The organism is Enterovibrio calviensis DSM 14347, from assembly GCF_000621165.1.
Taxonomy (GTDB): Bacteria; Pseudomonadota; Gammaproteobacteria; order Enterobacterales; family Vibrionaceae; genus Enterovibrio; species Enterovibrio calviensis.
This window is the reverse complement of record NZ_KK211217.1, coordinates 317,851-337,145: the sequence shown is the minus strand read 5'-3', so window position 1 is coordinate 337,145 and position 19,295 is coordinate 317,851. Positions and strand designations below refer to the sequence as shown.

Genomic DNA, 19,295 nt, shown 5'->3' with positions numbered 1-19,295 from the left:
TGACCGTTTTGGTGAATGAAATTAAAATACATATCAGGTTTGTTATTTTTTTCTCCATAACTGGTTGCTTTTTTCCTTCAAATTGGCAAATTGGAGGCAACAGAAATTTTAATGACGCACCACACCGTCATAAAGGGAAGTAAGAGAGGGATTTATGTGTTCTGTATTTGGCATTCTGGATATTAAGTCAGATGCAACTGCGCTTCGTCAGTCAGCGCTAGAAATGTCTAAAAAGCTGCGTCATCGTGGTCCTGACTGGTCAGGTATTTACTCTTCAGACAACGCAATTCTTGCGCACGAGCGTCTTGCGATTGTTGGCTTGAACAGTGGTGCTCAACCGCTTTACAGCCCAGATAAAAAACACATCCTTGCGGTCAACGGCGAAATCTACAACCACAAAGAAATTCGTGCTCGTTACGAAGGAAAATACGACTTTCAAACAGATTCTGATTGTGAAGTGATCCTAGCGCTATACCAAGACATGGGCGCTGACCTTCTTGAAGAGCTCAATGGTATTTTCGCTTTCGTTCTTTACGATGAAGAAAAAGACACCTACCTCGTCGGTCGCGATCACATTGGTATTATCCCGCTTTACCAAGGTCACGATGAGCACGGCAACTTTTATGTCGCTTCAGAGATGAAAGCACTGGTACCGGTATGTAAAACCATCAGCGAGTTTCCTCCTGGTTCATACTTATGCTCAGGCGACGCAGAACCACACCGTTACTACGTTCGTGATTGGAACGAGTACGCGGCGGTTCAAGGAAACTCCACGAGCAAAGAAGACCTCACCAAAGCATTAGAAGATGCAGTTAGACGCCAGCTAATGACTGACGTACCTTACGGTGTGCTCCTATCTGGCGGACTAGATTCGTCTATCACTTCAGCAGTTGCAAAACGCTTTGCAGCAATGCGTGTTGAAGACGACGGCCAATCAGAAGCTTGGTGGCCACAGTTGCACTCATTTGCTGTTGGCCTTGAAGGTGCACCAGATTTGAAAGCTGCGCGTGAAGTGGCAGACCAGATTGGTACGGTTCACCACGAGATGACCTACACCATTCAAGAAGGTCTTGATGCGATTCGCGATGTGATTTACCACATCGAAACTTACGACGTCACCACCATTCGCGCTTCAACACCCATGTACTTGATGGGCCGCAAGATCAAAGCAATGGGCATCAAAATGGTACTTTCTGGCGAAGGTGCTGATGAAATCTTCGGTGGATACTTGTACTTCCACAAAGCGCCAAACGCGAAAGAATTCCACGAAGAAACCGTTCGTAAGTTGCTGGCACTGAACATGTTTGACTGTGCTCGTGCGAACAAATCGCTAGCAGCATGGGGCGTAGAAGGTCGTGTACCTTTCCTCGATAAAGAGTTTATCGATGTTGCGATGCGTTTGAACCCTGAAGATAAGATGTGTGGCAACGGCAAAATGGAAAAACACATTTTGCGTGAGTGTTTCGAGCACTACCTGCCAGCGTCTATCGCATGGCGTCAAAAAGAGCAGTTCTCTGACGGCGTTGGTTACAACTGGATTGATACGCTAAAAGCCGTTGCAGAAGAGAAAGTCTCGGATCAACAAATGGAAACAGCACAGTTCCGTTTCCCTTACAACACACCAACAACCAAAGAAGGTTACGCATACCGTGAAATCTTTGAAGAGTTGTTCCCGCTACCAAGCGCTGCGGAATGTGTTCCTGGTGGCCCGTCAATCGCTTGTTCAAGCGCGAAAGCCATCGAGTGGGATGAGAGCTTCAAGAACGCAGCAGATCCTTCAGGTCGTGCGGTAGCAGCTGTTCACAATGAAGCTTATGCCCAAAAGTGAGTAGAATTTGCTTTCATTAAAAAAGAGCCGCTGAGACAACTCAGACGGCTCTTTTTTATACCCAAAAAACCTAAAGATTTAGGATTTAGCTACTTGTGTATATCAGTCACTCCTACCTATCTGCCCCCGTCTTTGACACATCCACTCGCTTGTAAAATACCAAGACCTCAATAGCTTCAAGATACAAGATTGAGGAACTTAACAGACGCAATAAATAACACTTTCCTTTGCCTATCTCGCAATTCCATCGACGTTGAATAAGACATAGGAATGTGTCGTAACCTGACCCAAAAGGACGTTAGGAGGGTCTCTCAGATATAAAATATTTTTCCTTCTTTTGCATAACCAAATAACAGATGCAAGTTGCGATATTCTCATCCCGCCATGAGGGCTTGTTCACACACTTCAATTCCACAAACCAAATAACTCCCACCTAAGCAAACCCACACCGCAAATTAGTTATTAACAAACAGCGTATTTACATATGAATGTGTGGTCTCACGTAGGATTTATTTATTGTCCAATTTGAAACTTAATATCCATACAAAAGAACAATGTCTCAATGTTAATATCCCGCAGTTCGTGTCGCTCCGGTAAATAAATCCAAGCACACCACGTTATTAGCAAGACTATCAATATTACCTGCATGAATCGTATTTTGGGAACGACACTCAAGGGCGGTAGCGTAGAAAAATCGTGCAAACAGCCATAGTTACTTTATCTAAGGATAGAAGAAAATGGATACAACTCTAAAATTGCACAGTAACTACGGTGCTCTGCACGTTTTCTACAGAGCCATTGACTGCATAATTATTTGTCTAGCTCTTTATTTTATATCGATCATCTATATTGGTGACTTTGACAGAAATAGCGCCCTACTAACAACCTACTCAGTACTGGCTTATTTACTAATTGCAGAAAAAAATGAACTGTATCGATCATGGCGTGTTTATCGATTTAAAGATGAAGCACTGAGCATTAGTAAAGCATGGTTACTTACTATCACCTTCCTTATCGCAATCGCATTCTTCACAAAAACAAGTACCAGTTATTCTAGAGTCATAACTGGTGCATGGTTAATCGCCACACCTGTACTATTAATCACATGGCGTTTCATCGCAAAACAAGCGCTAAGAAAACTACGTGATTACGGTTACAACCGAAAAGAAGCGATAATTGTTGGTGTTACGGAGAATGGAATAAGACTAGCAAACGAAATAAAAAATAATCCAGAGCTAGGCATTAAGGTAATTGGTTTTTATGACGATCGTGAAATGAATCGATTGGACACAGATGACTTACCAGCCCCGTTCAAAGGCAGCGTAGACACGGCGCTTTCTATGGCAAAAAATGGCGTCATACAACATGTCTACATTTCAATGCCGTTAAAAGCAAATGAAAGAATTACTGCTTATCTCAATGCATTCTCAGATACAACAGCAAATACCTATCTTATTCCAGATTTCTTTGTGTATAACCTTATCCAATCTCGCTTAAGTGCAATCGGGAATATTCCTACCATCAGTATACATGACACACCTTTTTATGGCACCGATGGTTGGTTCAAGAGAACGCAAGATATTATTTTGGCGTTTTTGATAATTTTGCTCATAAGCCCCGTGCTTATTGGCGTAGCAATTGGCGTGAAGTTATCTTCGCCTGGCCCCGTAATTTTTAAACAACTGCGTTATGGGCTTGATGGCCGACCAATAAAAGTCTGGAAGTTTCGCTCCATGAGCACCATGGATAACGGAAGTATTGTTAAACAAGCTACGAAAGACGACCCTAGAATTACACCATTTGGCGCCTTTATCCGTAAGACATCACTTGATGAACTTCCACAGTTCTTCAATGTACTACAAGGCCGAATGTCGATTGTGGGTCCACGTCCTCATGCGGTTGCCCACAATGAAGAATATCGAACAATTGTTGACAGATACATGTTGAGACACAAAGTTAAGCCTGGCATCACAGGTCTAGCTCAAGTCAATGGATATCGGGGTGAAACAGATACGCTGGAAAAAATGCAAAAGCGTGTTGAATTTGACCTCAAATACATTCAGTCATGGTCAACATGGCTCGATCTGAAAATTATATTCAAAACCATATTTAAAGGCTTTACCGGAAAGACTGCCTACTAAAGGAATAGTAATGAATTTCCCTAAGAAAACACTGATCACTTTGGCGTTGTTGAGTTCCAGCAGTTTAGCAATTGCAAACGAAGATAACGGATTTACGAGTGAATCAGGTATCAAGGTCACTCCGCTTTTTGATGCCTATCTGGAGCACAACGACAACGTTGGTCGATACTCATCTTCGGAAAACCCTGAATCGTCTAACGCTTTGATTGTCAAACCAGGAATCGTGTTTGAATCAGACCGAAATGGCAATACATACCAAATTGCCTACCAGTTAGCATCAGGGACTTATTTCGACAGCGACGAAGATGACTTCCTAGACCACACATTAACGACTAATAACTTTATACAAGTCAGTCAACGAAGTGGATTTGGCATAAATTACACCTACGAACAGTTACACGAAGCAAGAGGAACTGGGATCTTGGCGGGTGATGAACTGACCACCATCGCAACAGAACCTGTGAGATACACCCTGCACAATGCAAATATAACCCATGTATATGGGGCAGAAGATGCAACCGGTCGCCTCGAATCCAACATCAGATACGAAAACAAAGTATACGAAAACTACCGAGATCTCACGGCTCCTGGATTTGTCGCCCTCAGCACAAGATTCAAAGATTACGATGAAGTTGCGGGCGCACTTGCCTTCTACTACAAAGTATTTCCGGCCACAGATTTACTGGTAGAGGTAGACTTAGCTGATCGTCAATACAAACTTGGTACCCCCAATAGTGGTCTATCGCAAAATAACCTAGATGCCTACTACTTAGTCGGTGCCAAATGGGACATCACTGGAAAAACAACAGGAAAACTCAGATTAGGCATACAAGACAAGAATTACGAAGATGAAACCAGAGAAGACTTTAACGGATTCAGCTGGGACTTAGCTTTAACCTGGGAAACATTAACCTATTCGACGATCTCTGTTTCCGCAGCACAAAGTGCTATCGACCCCGATCAAGGCAACAACTTTATTAATCAGACCAGTTTTGGCGCGAGTTGGAAGCACTTCTGGCTAACAAACGTATACAGCGACTTAGCGTTGAACAGCGTCAACGATGATTATTCACAAAGCACAAGAGAAGATGACCTGATTGCGGCATCTTTCAACCTCGGTTATGAATTCAGAGAAGACACTGAAATAAGAGCGGGCTGGCGTTATGAAGACAATGACTCTTCCATAGCCACTAATCGCTACAGCCAGAACGTTTGGTACCTCGGAACCAACCTAATTTTCTAATTTTCAAAGGATTGCTTGTCACATGAATCGTATTTTCCGCTTTTGTGTTGCATTAACACTTCTTTTCGCATTTCCATTTTTTTCCCATGCCAATGAAAATGACTATACCATCGGTGCCGGAGATAAAATCCAAATAGTGGTATATGGGGAAGAAGAACTCACTATTGAAGAGCTATACATAGATAGTAGCGGAGAGTTTGACTACCCCTATCTTGGGCAAATCCTTGCAATAGGAAAAACTACAGAGCAGCTAAAAAGCGAAATAATACAGGGATTAGAGGGAGACTATCTCGTCTCCCCTAAAGTTCGTGTAGGTATTGTAGGGTTCAGAAGTATCTTTGTTAACGGTGAGATAAAAAAACCAGGCGGCTACGAGTTCCAGCCGGGTCTGACGGTAGACAAGGCAATCGCCTTAGCCGGAGGTTTCACGGAACGAGCATCAAGAAAAAGCATATACATTACTCGCGAAGCCAAGAGCGAACCAAAAAATAAAGTAAGCCTATCAGCGATTGTGTCTCCAGGTGACATCATAGTTATTGAGCAAAGCTTTTTCTAATATTGTTTAATTTATCTAACTAAAAAAAATAAAAACAGCTTACTTACTTCCAGCGATAGCTTCCATTCCACTATTCAGCATCTAGACATCATGACCTACACACTGAAATAATATTTCATGATTAGAGTGGATTTAATATTACAATGGATTGAACAATGCACACCAAATCAGATAATGAAAAATTGCAACAAGACCAACTGATAGATATTGGTTATTATATTCATCTAATTAAAAAACGTTGGATTTCAATCTCATTCTTTGCACTGATGTGTACAGCGATCTCAGTACTTTTTGCTCTATCTATTACACCAACATATCGTGCCACCGCAACTTTACTAATTGAATCTCAACAAGCAAAAGCGATTTCTATTGAAGAGGTTGTTGGTATAGACACGCGTGCCAATGAGTATTACCTTACACAATTTGAAATATTAAAGTCCAATCAAGTTGCGCAACGTGTTATAGAAAAATTGCAGCTTGCGCGGGTTCCTGAATTTAACCCCTCTATCGTTAGTAAATATAACTCCAGAGAAACAATTCGGAATTGGTTACAGTCTTATCCAGTAATTAGCTCTATTTTGTCTTTGAAAGAGATTGAATCCGATGATTCGAAAAATGAGAACATGTCAGAAACACATAGGATTCTCAATAAATTCAAGTCAAAGCTGACAATATCACCAATAAGAAAGACTCAACTTGTTAACATTTCCTTTGAATCAGAAGATCCGCAACTAGCAGCAGATATTGCAAATGCTGTTGGCTATGCTTTCATTGAAAACAACTTGGAGTCTCAGCTTCTTGCAACAGACAAAGCGAACAACTGGCTAAATGAAAGACTGGAAGATCTAAAGCTAAACCTAAGATATTCTGAGCAAGCTTTATTGTTGTTCTTACAGCAACAGAAATTGATTGACGACAGCGGTATCGTCGCCCTAACAAGTAATGAGCTAGAAAACCTAACAAATAGAATAGCCGAAGCAACCGACAGGCGAACGAAAAATCAGGCGTTATATAACGCCTTAAGAAACACCCCTAAAACGGACATTGCGGCACTTAGCGCAAATCCACTTATTTCGAATCACCCACAAATTCGTGATATTCGTTTGGCAGAATCGGAAGCAGAAAGAGAAGTTAGCCAACTATCGAAGCGCTATGGCCCCAAGCACGACAAAATGATTCAAGCCAACGCACGCCTGTTATCAGTACAACGCAGAGCAGAGAATCTAGTCCATAAGCTAATTAGCGGAATCGAAAAAGAGCTCGCGAGCGCCAAAGATCAAGAGTACCTCCTCAATCAGGAACTCAACAGCAAAAAAGACGAGTTTCAGTCGCTGAGTGTTGTAAAGAGCGAATACGATGCACTTAAGAGAGAAGTCGACACTAATGCCAAGTTATATGATTTGTTCTTAACTCGCCAAAAAGAGACCTCTGCTACCAGTAACTTTAGTGCTGCGAATGCTCGTTTCAGCGACCACGCATTATTGCCAGAAAAACCATACAAGCCAAATCGAAAGTTGATAGTGGTTATTACTTTGGTTGTTAGCCTTGGGCTAGCTACAGTATCCATTATTTTCTTAGACGTATTTAATAATACGATCTCCTCGGCACGTGACTTTGAGAATAAACTCGGTCTATTACCAACAGGAACACTGCCTCTAGTAAGAGATAAGGCATATAAGAAGAAACCCATTGATTCGTCAGTTTTCAACAATCAAAAATTTGCAGCATTCCAGGAATCTATTGATTCGATTCGCACATCTCTTTACCTGAGCATTCCTAAAACTGAGAGAAAATTTCTCGCCATTTCCTCCTCAGTACCAGGGGAAGGTAAAACAACAACCGCTATCAATCTCGCGCAGTCTTTCGCCAGTATTGAAAAGGTGCTGTTCATTGACTGTGACCTAAGGAAACCTTCAGTCGGTGTGCGTTTTGGACTCCCCAACAGCCAGCCTGGACTCACAAATATTTTGGTTATGAACTCTCCATCAGAGGACTGCATTACATCCATTGAAGACTCGAATCTGGATGTACTCCCGGCAGGTATGTTAGTTGCAAATCCTCAAGAGTTATTAAGCAGCACAAAGTTTGAGAACTTACTCAATGATCTAGCGTTGAAATATGACCGGATAATATTCGACACCCCTCCCATTTTACCGGTTAAAGACGCATTTATCGTAGGGAGGTTTACCAAGGGTATCGTATTGATTCTAAAAGCCAATAGTACAAGTAAGTCTGTTTATAAGCACACGATGTCCCTGTTTACCAAACATCAAATATCTATCGATGGCGTAGTCGTAAACCAAGTGCTTCAGCCCAAGAAAGGGACACATACGTATTCTGAGTACTCTCGATATGCATACGGAAATATTGAAAGCTAAGGAAAGCAAATGAATACACCAATTAGAGTCCTTTCTGTCTTTGGAACTCGTCCAGAAGCAATAAAAATGGCACCTTTAGTTCACAAGCTTAAGAAGTCAGAAGGCATCGATGCCAAGGTATGTGTCACAGCACAACATAGAGAAATGCTTGATCAAGTGCTTGATTTGTTCGAAATACAGCCCGATTTCGACTTAAACGTCATGAAGCCAGGGCAATCTCTCTTCGAGGTTACAGGGAACATTCTTGCAGGTATGAAACCTGTATTGGAAAGCTTTCAGCCTCACATCGTTCTCGTTCATGGTGATACCGCTACAACACTTTCTGCAAGCTTGGCTGCCTATTTTCAACAGATCGCTGTCGGACATGTAGAGGCAGGTTTACGTACTGGGAATATATATTCTCCTTGGCCTGAAGAGGGTAATCGAAAGTTAACAGGAGCAATTACGACCCTGCACTTCGCACCGACAGCAACCTCACAAACTAATTTGTTGAAAGAGGGCATCAAAGCAGAAAGTATTTCTGTCACTGGTAACACGGTAATAGATGCTTTATTTCTCGTTAAGGAAAAACTTGAGAATGACCAGGACCTAAACGACACTTTAGCTGCACTCTTTCCTCAAATTGATCCGTCTAAGAAACTAATCCTTGTAACCGGTCACCGCCGAGAAAGCTTTGGAGGCGGTTTTGAACGCATCTGCGAAGCGCTCGCAGAGATAGCAACTCGCTTTCCAGAAAGTCAAATTATCTATCCCGTACACTTAAACCCAAATGTACAGGAACCTGTCAATCGAATACTAAAAGGCGTCGATAACGTCCACCTGATTGAGCCGCAGGAGTATTTGCCCTTTGTTTATCTAATGAACAGGTCACATATCATACTTACTGATTCAGGGGGAATCCAAGAAGAGGCACCTTCTTTGGGTAAACCAGTACTAGTCATGCGCGATACGACAGAACGCCCAGAGGCCGTTGAAGCAGGTACCGTCAAACTTGTCGGAACCAACAAGGAAGCAATCGTTAATTCAATAGAACGTCTACTTGTAAACAAATCGGATTATGAATCAATGAGTCGTGCACATAACCCCTATGGTGACGGTAAATCTTGTGAACAAATTATTGAGAAAATTAAGGCGCATTTTTCATAGGGAAATCTCATTTCCTGCAAGATTTTTTAAAGCAATTTCTTAAGTATCACCTCCCCATTTCCCAGTATTAATAGATATCAAAAAGCATTTATAAGTATGAATGTTTTTGAGGAGTAACTATGTCTTTTAAAAAAGTTTCCGTCATTGGTTTAGGTTACATTGGTTTACCAACCGCAGCTGTCGTTGCATCAAGGGGAATTGAAGTAGTCGGTGTCGATGTCAATCCCAAAGCAGTAGAAACGATCAATGAAGGTAACATACATATTGTTGAACCAGACTTAGATATTGTTGTACGTGGTGTGGTGAGTACTGGCAACCTTCGAGCTACCACAATTCCAGAGCCAGCCGAAGCATTTATGATTGCGGTACCTACTCCGTTTAAAGAAGGGAACTCTCCCGATCTCTCTTACATACAGGCCGCTGCAAATGCAATTGCCCCAGTATTGGAAAAAGGAAATTTAGTAATCCTCGAATCAACATCTCCTGTTGGTGCCACAGAGAAGATGGCAGCGTGGTTGGCTGAAGCCCGCCCAGATCTAACCTTCCCACAAGATGCGGGTGAAAATGCCGACATTAAAGTGGCACATTGTCCTGAACGCGTATTACCAGGCTACGTATTACAGGAACTAGTAGCTAACGATAGAGTGATTGGCGGTCTATCAAAAGCATGCAGTGAAAAGGCAGTTGAGCTTTATAAAACATTTGTTCGAGGTGAGTGCATTATTACAAACGCTCGCACAGCCGAAATGGCGAAACTAACTGAAAACTCATTTCGTGATGTCAACATAGCGTTCGCAAATGAACTCTCAATGATCAGTGACAAACTAAAAATCAACGTATGGGAACTCATTAAACTAGCTAACCGACATCCAAGAGTAAACATACTCAACCCAGGCCCTGGTGTTGGCGGTCACTGCATTGCAGTAGATCCTTGGTTTATTGTTGACAGTTGTCCAGACGAAGCAAAAATCATACGCCAAGCTCGCTTAACGAATGATTCGAAGCCACATTATGTGATTGATCAAGTAGCAAAAGCGGCCGATGAATTTAAACGCCCTGTCATAGCATGTTTAGGGCTAGCTTTTAAAGCCGACATTGACGACCTTCGCGAAAGCCCCGCGGTCCAAATTGTTGAAGAGTTGGCAAACAAAAACATCGGACAAGTATTTGCCGTGGAGCCAAATGTAGTGTCTATTCCAGAGAAATTGGTACATGCTGGGGTAGAACTTACAACGCTAGACTTAGCTTTGGAACGAGCGAATATTGTCGTGGTACTAGTCGATCACAAACAGTTCAGAGAGGCCGATAAGACACAGTTAGTAACCAAAGTGGTCTTTGACACTCGCGGAATTATCTAAGGTGTTAGCAAGGAAAATCGGCTTAACGTTTGTAGTAAAAGTATCTGCGTCTCTTTGCGCCTATTTGGTTTCTATTTTACTCATAAGAAAAGGTGGAACTGAGACTGCAGGCCAGTTCTACTCTTGGGTCGCTTATCTGCTGTTAGCGTCTTCCATTGTTCGGTTCGGTTTAGACCATAAGATTGTCAAAGAAGTCGCACAATCGACAAAAAAAGGTAGAAAAAAAGTATTGGGCAAGGCTCTATTAATATGTACCTTGCTCAGTGCTATTGTCATACCGATTATCTATCTGATATCTATAGAGATAGGGAAAAATACGCCATACACAGCTACTATCATCGCTATATCTTGCTTCTTATTTTCAGTGATTTATTTATTCGGAAATATATTTCAAGGTTTAGATCGTGCTGACATGACTATTTTATCTCAAGAGATACTAATATGGGTAGCATTGTTTACGTCCTTAATCTTCATAGATGTAATCGATATAGAAATGACTTGGAACTTATACTTAGTAGGAATAGTCCTTTCACTTGCGGTCTCTTCATACTATTTACATGCTGGTTTTGACCTAAAACCTAAACTGTGTGGAAAGATAGAATTAGCAAGATATTTAAAAGAAACAGTACCATACTTTAGTGGGATTGCAGGTCATGTCGCTCTTCAATGGTCACCGTTGATTTTCCTGTCTATTTTTGCGACATCCACAGAGTCGGGCCAATTTGTTGCCATCTATAGAACGTCTATGCTAATTGCATTTCTTCTAGGTATTTTCAACTTGGTCACAAACCCTATATACGCAAAGTATTTTGCTAAAAATGATGTCGCATCGGTTGGGAAACTTGCAAGAACTATCGCTCTTACTATGCTGATAATTTCCTTGCCAATGTTTGTATCACTAACCGTATTTTCTGCAGACTTGATGGCGATGTTTGGAGAATCTTTCAAAGCACTGAGCTATGTACTTATTTATATTTCGTGTGCACAAATGTTCAATGCTATTACTGGCTCAGCAGGCTACATATTAACAATGGGAGGCCAGGCAAAGCTTGTAGAAAAAAGCACGCTGATAACAGTAGGATTAGTATTCATTCTAGGCCCACCACTTATCTATGAATACGCCCTGTGGGGGGCTGCATCGGTAAGTTTCATTAGTGTCATTGTATTTAACTCTCTCAATACTTTTCTATTATACAAACATATGAATATTGTAATACTGCCAAACCTTCAAACTATAAATGACACATTCTCTATAGTACGAGAGAATTTTTTGAGAAAAAAAACGATATGAATCTGTCGTTAATGGTTCTAGCGCTACTCCCTGCCCCTTTTGCAATTGGATTTATACTAAAGGGATTCAATAGAAACGCTGCCTTAATGCTAATGTGGCTTTTGGCAGTATTCTTATTTATTACAGAGGCAAACTTTAGATATCGGGCATTAGATGACACCTCAATAGACTTTCAAATACTTCTACGTATAACAGTTTGGCTAGGTGTCACTACATTTTCAGCGCTCTACTTTAGAAGAGTGTTGACTTTTCTCTTCAGCGTCAACGTAAGATATTTAACTTTATACTGCTTACTCTGTTTAGTAACCACAATATATTCTCCAATACACCTATATACGTTTGTAAACTCGACAATACAAATTTTCTTTCTGATTTTCGCTGCAACATTAGCAATAAATCTATCTCTGAAACAAATATGCTTGGCATTATTCTATATGAGCGTTGGATTTCATGTACTTTCTATCGTTCTGATACCTATATTCCCAGAACTTACCATAATGCAGTTTTGGGGGTTGGAAGAAATTGGTGGTCAACGAATTACAGGATTATCTGGTTCAGCAAATTCTTATGGTCAAATGGCCGGACTGGCAATAATAATAACGCAATACCTCAGAAAAACGCTCGTTATCAAAAACTCGACATACATCATGTCAATACTTTTTTTTACCGCTTGTTTGCTAGCATCTTGGAGTAGAACATCTATATTCATAACCTTCATTGGATTTCTATTCATTGAAAAAGAATTATTCAATAGATACAAATACAGTGCCCTAGCAGCCCTTGTTTTCTGTGCCGTTAGTTATTTTGCTATTTTTGATATTGATGACCTCCTTCTCTCATTTTCAAGAAATGGGTCCGTCAATGAAATTTTCACTTTTACAGGACGAACCGGAATTTGGGAGGCCGTTTGGAATGAATCACTGAACAACCCAGTGTTCGGGCATGGCTACGCGTCTACGAAATTGTTACTTCCAACTATCTTTGAAACAGACTGGGGATGGTCAACAGTCACCGCTCACAACATGTTTCTCCAGTCCTTTTTTACTACTGGTTCTATTGGAATAGCTCTATTGTCGATTACACTTCTAATTTTCTTTAAAGCATGCCTTAAACTTAACAATGGCCTACTAAATTACTTTCTATTTTTGACCATCGTAAATGGACTTCTTGAATCTGGAGCTGTTGGGCCTATACCAAACAAATTAACTTTTATATTTTTCCTATTTTTTATGAAATCAATAGATATACATTTGCGTTCTATAAGGGAGAGCGAACGTTGAAACAGAAATACGTCGAATCATTTGATTACTTTAGAGCATTCTCAATTGTTTTCATTGCGCTAGGACACTCTTTAACTTATAAATTTCAAAGTGAATATCCTTTCTTAACAAATTTGGTAAAAGGAGGTGGAACCCTATTTTTCGTCTTCATAAGCGGTTACCTTTTTTGCTTACTCATACCAAAATATGATGGCTATTCTTCTTTCATGTTAACCAAGCTAAAAAAACTAGTAACTCCATACGTCATATACTCCATCCCATTAATAATATTTGCAGGCATCAAAGCAGATAGTATATTCTATGGTACAGATTTTGGAATCTCTCAGTCATTGTACCCTTTCTTGAGTCTAATCACTGGGGCGCATATGACAGGCTACTGGTATGTGCCAGCTATATTTCTGTTTTTCCTAGTAACTTTCCCATATTTGAAAACGTATTCAGCATCCAGCCAAAAACACAGATATTCCGTAATTGCTTTGCTATGTTTAGTGTCAATATTCATTCATCGACCAATTGGAAACTTCAATCCAATTCACGCCTCTCTATATATATCTTCATTTTTCTTTATAGGAATGAGCTTTTTCATCGACAGAGAAAGAATTTTGAAAAACATGAATAAAAAGCTGATAGTTATATGTATATCAATAGCATTTATAGCCATTAATTTCTATCAATCCTACACATTCAATCACATCGGTAATTATCATAAAGATATTTTCGATTACAACGGCATTGATTGGACTTTTCTGAAGTTCCTATTAATAACACCATTAGCGTTTATTTTCTTTGAATGTTATTGCCAAAAAGCATCCAAAGTAATGAAACATATTGCATCCGTATCCTTCTTTATATATTTCATACATCCAGTTGTAATATCAGCACTTAACATCACCGGAGTAAGAGATTTCAGTGAAATCCATTTCGGCTCATTCATAACATCCATATCTACTATGGTTGTAGCAATTTTATCTTGTTTGGTGATACACGGATTAACTGTAAAGGTAACAAAAAGGCAAAGAGCTTCTGTCCTCGGCTGGTAGATAAAAATTTATTTCCGCACCTTAAAAGCCACCAAGACTAACAGTATCAGGGTGAACATTATCACCCTCTGGAATCCCCACCAGAGAAAAATATAACGGAAATTTCTAATGGATAAATCTAAGTTTGATTACGATGGCGTAATAGTATTCGGAAGTGCCGACTGGTGGGTGCATAACCGTGGCCACTACGATATGCAATTTGCTAAAAATTTCAGCCAGAGCGTGCCGGTCCTTTATATAAATAGTACTGGAATGCGTATGCCATCATTAATTAGTGGTGATGGAACTCTAAAACGTATATCTAGAAAATTAAAAAGCCTATTTAAGGGTTGTGTTAAATTCTATGATAACTTCTTCGTAGCAACACCACTAGCGGTACCGGGTAAAGTGGGTTACTTCCTTACCTCCTGGGCTGTACCTATAATGATAAAAATATGGGCAAGATCAATAGGCATAAAAAAACCTCTATTTTGGGTTGCTTCGCCAATGGCTTATCAATGGAAGGCATTATTTGGAAATTCTCCGGTTGTATATCAAAGAACCGATTTCTATGAACACTTTCCTGAAGTGGATTTCGAGCAAATTAAAAGCTTTGATCTGGGATTGAAAAAAAGATCCGATTTAGTTCTGTACTGCTCTCACTACATTATGAATGAATCCATCGATACAGATTACCAAAGCAAGTGCCGCTTCATCGACCATGGAGTCGACTTCGAAATGTTTAGATCAGCCGGAGATTCGGTAAAATCTCTACCTGAACTAGCCAATATTAAAAGACCCATTGCCGGATTTATCGGCGCATTAGAAGCCGATGTAGTCGATGCTCAGTTAATAATCGAAACAGCGAAATCTAATCCAGAAATTACATTTCTATTAGTTGGTAAATCTACGTTCGATAGCCGAATTTTTACGTTGGATAACATAGTGATGACAGGTCAAGTAGACTACCCTCAGGTACCTGCTTATATGGCCTACTGCGATATACTCTTAATGCCATGGAATGACAATGAATGGATTAAAGCATGCAACCCAATTAAGTTAAAAGAATACCTTGCCATTGGCAGACCAATAGTAAGTAGCTATTTTCCGGAACTTGATTATTACGAAGAGCTTGTGTTTATCCCAGACAGTCATAAATCATTTTCTGAATTGGTTAGAGAGGTGTCTATTAATGGTTTCCCACCATCTTTGAATGAAAAAATGCGAGCGAGAGTCTCGAGTCATACTTGGACTAATAAGCTAGATCAAGCAGAAAAAGAGCTATCAATGTTGGGCTATGTAAAGTGCAGTAACAATGAAAAAATTTAACCTATCTCCTTACTATGACCCGTACGATTTGTGGGCAATTCCTTTCAGTCAGAATGTTAGGCAAGGTTTCTATCAAGGAAATACCTCTAGCAAGTTAATAGCTGCAGGCATCGCCATAACAGAATTGTTATGCCCAAGTTTGGCTCGTAATGCCATGGGTATAAAGAAGTCACTACATCCAATTACTGTCGCACAGTACATTTTACTCTCTGCCCAGAATAGATGGATTTCCAATGAGAATTCTAAAGACTACGTGAACCTATTGCGACAGCAATCTGCGATTGACGAAGTTGATTGCTTAGCATTTGGGCTAGGATTTGTTTGGGTTTCAAAAAATGGTACCTATTCAAAGAACCTCCCTTTCATTACACATACCCCCTACGCAATGGAAGCTCTACTCTCAATTATGGCGATTGAAAGTGGAGACAGCGCCGAACAGTTATTTAAAAATACATGGAGATTTATCGAGTCTCTAATTGTTATGGAGGAAAGTCATGATATTCTAGCGCTTTCCTACGCACCAGTCGAAGAACCTAGGATAGTAATTAATGCGAACAGTTATGCTGCACTTTCTTATTCGCTACATTTAGTAAACAATCCTGATTGTGATAAGAATGTGGCATTTGAAAAATCCGTAAAAATAGTTAACTGGATATTATCCCAGCAACAAGATGATGGATCCTGGCTTTATTACGCTGACCAAGAACCCGGAAACTTCATTGACTGCTTTCACAGCTGCTTTATTGTTAAGAATCTTCTAAAGATAAAAGAAAATTTATCTTTAAACGATGCCAAAATCGACAATGCAATTGAAAAAGGCACCAAGTATATTATCGAAAATTTCTACGATCCCACTTCTGGATTAGTTTCAAGATTTTCAGTTAGAGATATCAAGGACCCGTACAAATACATTCTTTACGATCAAGCTGAATTCATTGGAATACTTCTCGATACTGGAAACATTGATCTAGCAAGTAAAGTCATCGAAGGGTCCGAGATTCAGTTCAAGAAAAATAATTCATATTATGCGCAGATAGATATTCTTGGTAGAAAGGTTGGAAAAGACTATATGCGCTGGGGAATTATTCCATACTTATTTCAGAAAAGCAGATTTGATTTTATGAGGGCTAGTTCATGTGCGGAATAGCAGGCACTGTCAATATTCCTTTCTCACAGCAACAGCTTCAGGTAATTTCTCACCGAGGACCTGACTCTAGCGGTTTAGAGGTTGTAAATTTCCCTAGAGCCAAAGCTTATATAGGGCACACACGACTCTCCATCTTGGACACTTCCTCTGCTGGCTCACAGCCTATATACAGTCGATGTGGTCGTTGGTTGTTGTCATTCAATGGTGAAATATATAATCATCATGACATTAGAAATCTCTTAAACATAAATTTCGACAGCTCATCAGACACTCACACATTAGTGGAATCCATTGCAAGATTTGGTGTTGTAGAAACCTGTAAAAAACTAAATGGCATGTTTGGTTTTTGTGCAATCGATCTCAAGATGTCGAAATTATATCTCGCTAGGGATAACTTCGGCATTAAGCCAATTTATTACTACTGTAATGAAAATACTTTTGCCTTCTCCTCAGAGGTACGTTTTCTTACGAAAGAGCTTAAAATCGCGTCTGATGTTTCTTTAAGTTCTGTTCAAGAGTTTTTTTCAACGCGATTCGTCGCTTCTCCAAATACGCTATTGTCTGAAGTAAAAAGAGTCAAACCTGGTTCAGTGTTAGAGTACGATTTATCGAGTTGTAAACTCACGAGCGAAAACGTATTCATTTCACTCGAAAGCCAACCGTTTCAAGGCTCTATCGACGAAGCTGTAGAACAGTATCAAGTAAAACTTCAAGAGGCAGTAAGCCGACAGTTATTATCGGATGTCCCGGTTGGAATGTTGCTATCCGGCGGCGTCGATTCTGCACTTGTGGCTGCCATGGCAGCGGACTCAGGAGTGAAACTTCCTTGTTACTCGGTCGGCTTCGGTCCTGATTTTGCTGAATGCGAACTCAACAATGCTAAACATACAGCAGAAGTTTTAGGCCTAAGTTTTAATGAGGTGTTAGTTACCCCTGATGAGTTGCTCAACTCTTTTTCCCATATCGCAAAAAGCATTGAAGAGCCACTCGGTACAACGTCAGTGCTTCCAATGTGGAGCCTCGTACACGCAGCAAAAAAAGACGTTTCAGTCGTACTTACAGGGCAGGGCACTGATGAACCTTGGGGAGGTTATAACAAGTATCAAGTGGAAGTGATTAGACAGTATCTAAATCTTTCTGGATTTTGGAAAGTAATCAAGAAGCTATCACCCTCACCTCTTTATCGCAATGAAAGCTACCGTAGAGCAATTTTCTCTCTCGCAGCAAAAGATGTACCGTCAAGAATTATTTATGCATCATCTTTGTTTTCAGAGGACAGTCGTCATCAATTATGTGGCAGTAGAGATAGTGGAAACTTAAAAGAGTCTCTCGGCTTTTGGGTTAATTGGGCGCAATCAGGAAAACTCACACAAGCAGAGTTATTGATGCAGGTTGACTCTAGAATGAGCCTCGCTGATGACCTTTTACTCTATGCAGACAAGCTATCGATGCATGTATCACTCGAAACTCGTGTCCCTATGCTCGATATCGAGTTGGTTAAATTCGTAGAGTCTTTGCCAGTTGATTATAAGATAGGGTTCCGGAAAGGAAAAATTGTCCATAAAAGAATGGCAGAAAAATATCTTCCTTCAAGTATTGTTCATCGGAAAAAACTTGGATTCAACGTTCCCTTCTCGACCTGGTCTAGAGGTATATGGAAACACTACATCGAAGAACATCTTCTGACCGAAAATCTCCCCCACTTCAATATTGTAAATCGCGAAGCCGTATTGGATATATGGTATCGCCATCAATCTGGAAAAGAAGATTTGGGTAAACAGTTATTTTCTTTAATGATGTTTGCACTTTGGAGTCAAGAACATGAAGCTAAATAGAATTACCTTCCTGGATACACCAATGGATGTTGGCAGTATGAAAGATACTGTTGGCATTATTTCCGAGAGGATCTCACAAAGCAAGTTCACCCAACATGTCGTTGTTAATGTTGCCAAAATTGTAAACATGCGAAAAGACCCCGATTTATATAAGTCAGTCAGCTCATGTGACATTATAAATATTGATGGCATGGGAGTGGTTATTGGAGCTCGTTTCCACGGACATCAGGTACCAGAAAGAGTCGCTGGTGTAGATTTGTTCCATGAATTACTTAAAATGAGTGAAGAACGTGGATTCCCAGTTTTTCTCTTGGGAGCAACTGAAGATGTTGTAACCACAACAGCTGACAAAGTCAAATCAACATATCCAGATTTGGTCGTCGCTGGTTACAGTAATGGATATTTTTGGGATGATGAAGAAGCTGTCGTTAATAAGATCCGAGAGTCAGGGGCTAAACTATTATTCGTTGCTATTACATCGCCAAAAAAAGAAAACTTCATTCAGAAGTGGCAAGAAAAACTAGGTGTTGATTTTGTCATGGGTGTCGGTGGTACTTTTGATGTCGTAGCAGGCAAGGTAAACCGTGCACCATTATGGATGCAAAATTATGGCTTGGAATGGTTGTATCGTGTTATCCAAGAGCCTAAGCGAATGTGGAAAAGATACCTAGTTACCAATTCTAAATTCGGCTGGCTTCTATTAAAAGGAAAACTGGTCAAGAAATAGCCATCCACTTATATTGC

General features: G+C 40.3%; 14 protein-coding genes. All 14 read left to right on the top strand.

Annotated features, from left to right (window positions below; translation table 11 throughout):
- The first annotated feature begins 154 nt into the window (after positions 1-154).
- The 14 genes from asnB (Q365_RS0119725) to Q365_RS0119660 all read left to right on the top strand — a co-directional run bounded on the left by asnB (Q365_RS0119725) (position 155) and on the right by Q365_RS0119660 (position 19,278).
- Positions 155-1,828, top strand: a complete 1,674-nt coding sequence (gene asnB, locus Q365_RS0119725; protein WP_028024962.1) for an asparagine synthase B — start codon at positions 155-157, stop codon at positions 1,826-1,828.
- A gap of 737 nt (positions 1,829-2,565) precedes the next feature.
- Complete coding sequence (locus tag Q365_RS0119720) at positions 2,566-3,969, top strand: undecaprenyl-phosphate glucose phosphotransferase (RefSeq protein ID WP_028024961.1); 1,404 nt, start codon at positions 2,566-2,568, stop codon at positions 3,967-3,969.
- Positions 3,970-3,979: 10 nt separating this feature from the next.
- Positions 3,980-5,212 (top strand): outer membrane beta-barrel protein, encoded by a 1,233-nt coding sequence (locus Q365_RS0119715; RefSeq protein ID WP_028024960.1) that lies wholly within the window; start codon positions 3,980-3,982, stop codon positions 5,210-5,212.
- 22 nt (positions 5,213-5,234) lie between these two features.
- Positions 5,235-5,768 carry a polysaccharide biosynthesis/export family protein gene (locus Q365_RS0119710; RefSeq protein WP_028024959.1) on the top strand — a complete coding sequence of 178 codons (534 nt, stop codon included), beginning with the start codon at positions 5,235-5,237 and terminating at the stop codon, positions 5,766-5,768.
- 155 nt (positions 5,769-5,923) lie between these two features.
- Positions 5,924-8,146 carry a GumC family protein gene (locus tag Q365_RS0119705; RefSeq protein ID WP_028024958.1) on the top strand — a complete coding sequence of 741 codons (2,223 nt, stop codon included), beginning with the start codon at positions 5,924-5,926 and terminating at the stop codon, positions 8,144-8,146.
- Between the two features lie 9 nt (positions 8,147-8,155).
- A complete protein-coding gene (gene wecB / locus Q365_RS0119700; RefSeq protein WP_028024957.1) occupies positions 8,156-9,292 on the top strand; it encodes a non-hydrolyzing UDP-N-acetylglucosamine 2-epimerase in 1,137 nt (378 codons plus the stop codon).
- A gap of 119 nt (positions 9,293-9,411) precedes the next feature.
- Positions 9,412-10,650, top strand: coding sequence for a UDP-N-acetyl-D-mannosamine dehydrogenase (gene wecC / locus Q365_RS0119695; RefSeq protein ID WP_028024956.1), 1,239 nt, complete (start codon positions 9,412-9,414; stop codon positions 10,648-10,650).
- 1 nt (position 10,651) lies between these two features.
- Entirely contained in the window at positions 10,652-11,941 is a 1,290-nt protein-coding gene (locus Q365_RS0119690; RefSeq protein ID WP_028024955.1) for an oligosaccharide flippase family protein, read from the top strand.
- A gap of 434 nt (positions 11,942-12,375) precedes the next feature.
- Positions 12,376-13,221: an O-antigen ligase family protein gene (locus tag Q365_RS0119685; RefSeq protein ID WP_162176383.1), complete on the top strand. Its 846-nt coding sequence runs from the start codon at positions 12,376-12,378 to the stop codon at positions 13,219-13,221.
- Complete coding sequence (locus tag Q365_RS0119680) at positions 13,218-14,261, top strand: acyltransferase family protein (protein ID WP_028024953.1); 1,044 nt, start codon at positions 13,218-13,220, stop codon at positions 14,259-14,261. The genes Q365_RS0119685 and Q365_RS0119680 overlap by 4 nt, the downstream gene beginning before the upstream one ends.
- A 108-nt stretch (positions 14,262-14,369) precedes the next feature.
- Complete coding sequence (locus Q365_RS0119675) at positions 14,370-15,569, top strand: glycosyltransferase (RefSeq protein ID WP_028024952.1); 1,200 nt, start codon at positions 14,370-14,372, stop codon at positions 15,567-15,569.
- A complete protein-coding gene (locus Q365_RS0119670) occupies positions 15,556-16,716 on the top strand; it encodes a prenyltransferase/squalene oxidase repeat-containing protein (RefSeq protein ID WP_028024951.1) in 1,161 nt (386 codons plus the stop codon). The genes Q365_RS0119675 and Q365_RS0119670 overlap by 14 nt, the downstream gene beginning before the upstream one ends.
- A complete protein-coding gene (gene asnB, locus Q365_RS25915; RefSeq protein WP_051563837.1) occupies positions 16,704-18,551 on the top strand; it encodes an asparagine synthase (glutamine-hydrolyzing) in 1,848 nt (615 codons plus the stop codon). The genes Q365_RS0119670 and asnB (Q365_RS25915) overlap by 13 nt, the downstream gene beginning before the upstream one ends.
- On the top strand, positions 18,538-19,278 hold the full coding sequence (locus tag Q365_RS0119660) for a WecB/TagA/CpsF family glycosyltransferase (RefSeq protein ID WP_035025396.1): 741 nt from the start codon (positions 18,538-18,540) through the stop codon (positions 19,276-19,278). The genes asnB (Q365_RS25915) and Q365_RS0119660 overlap by 14 nt, the downstream gene beginning before the upstream one ends.
- Positions 19,279-19,295 lie beyond the last annotated feature (17 nt).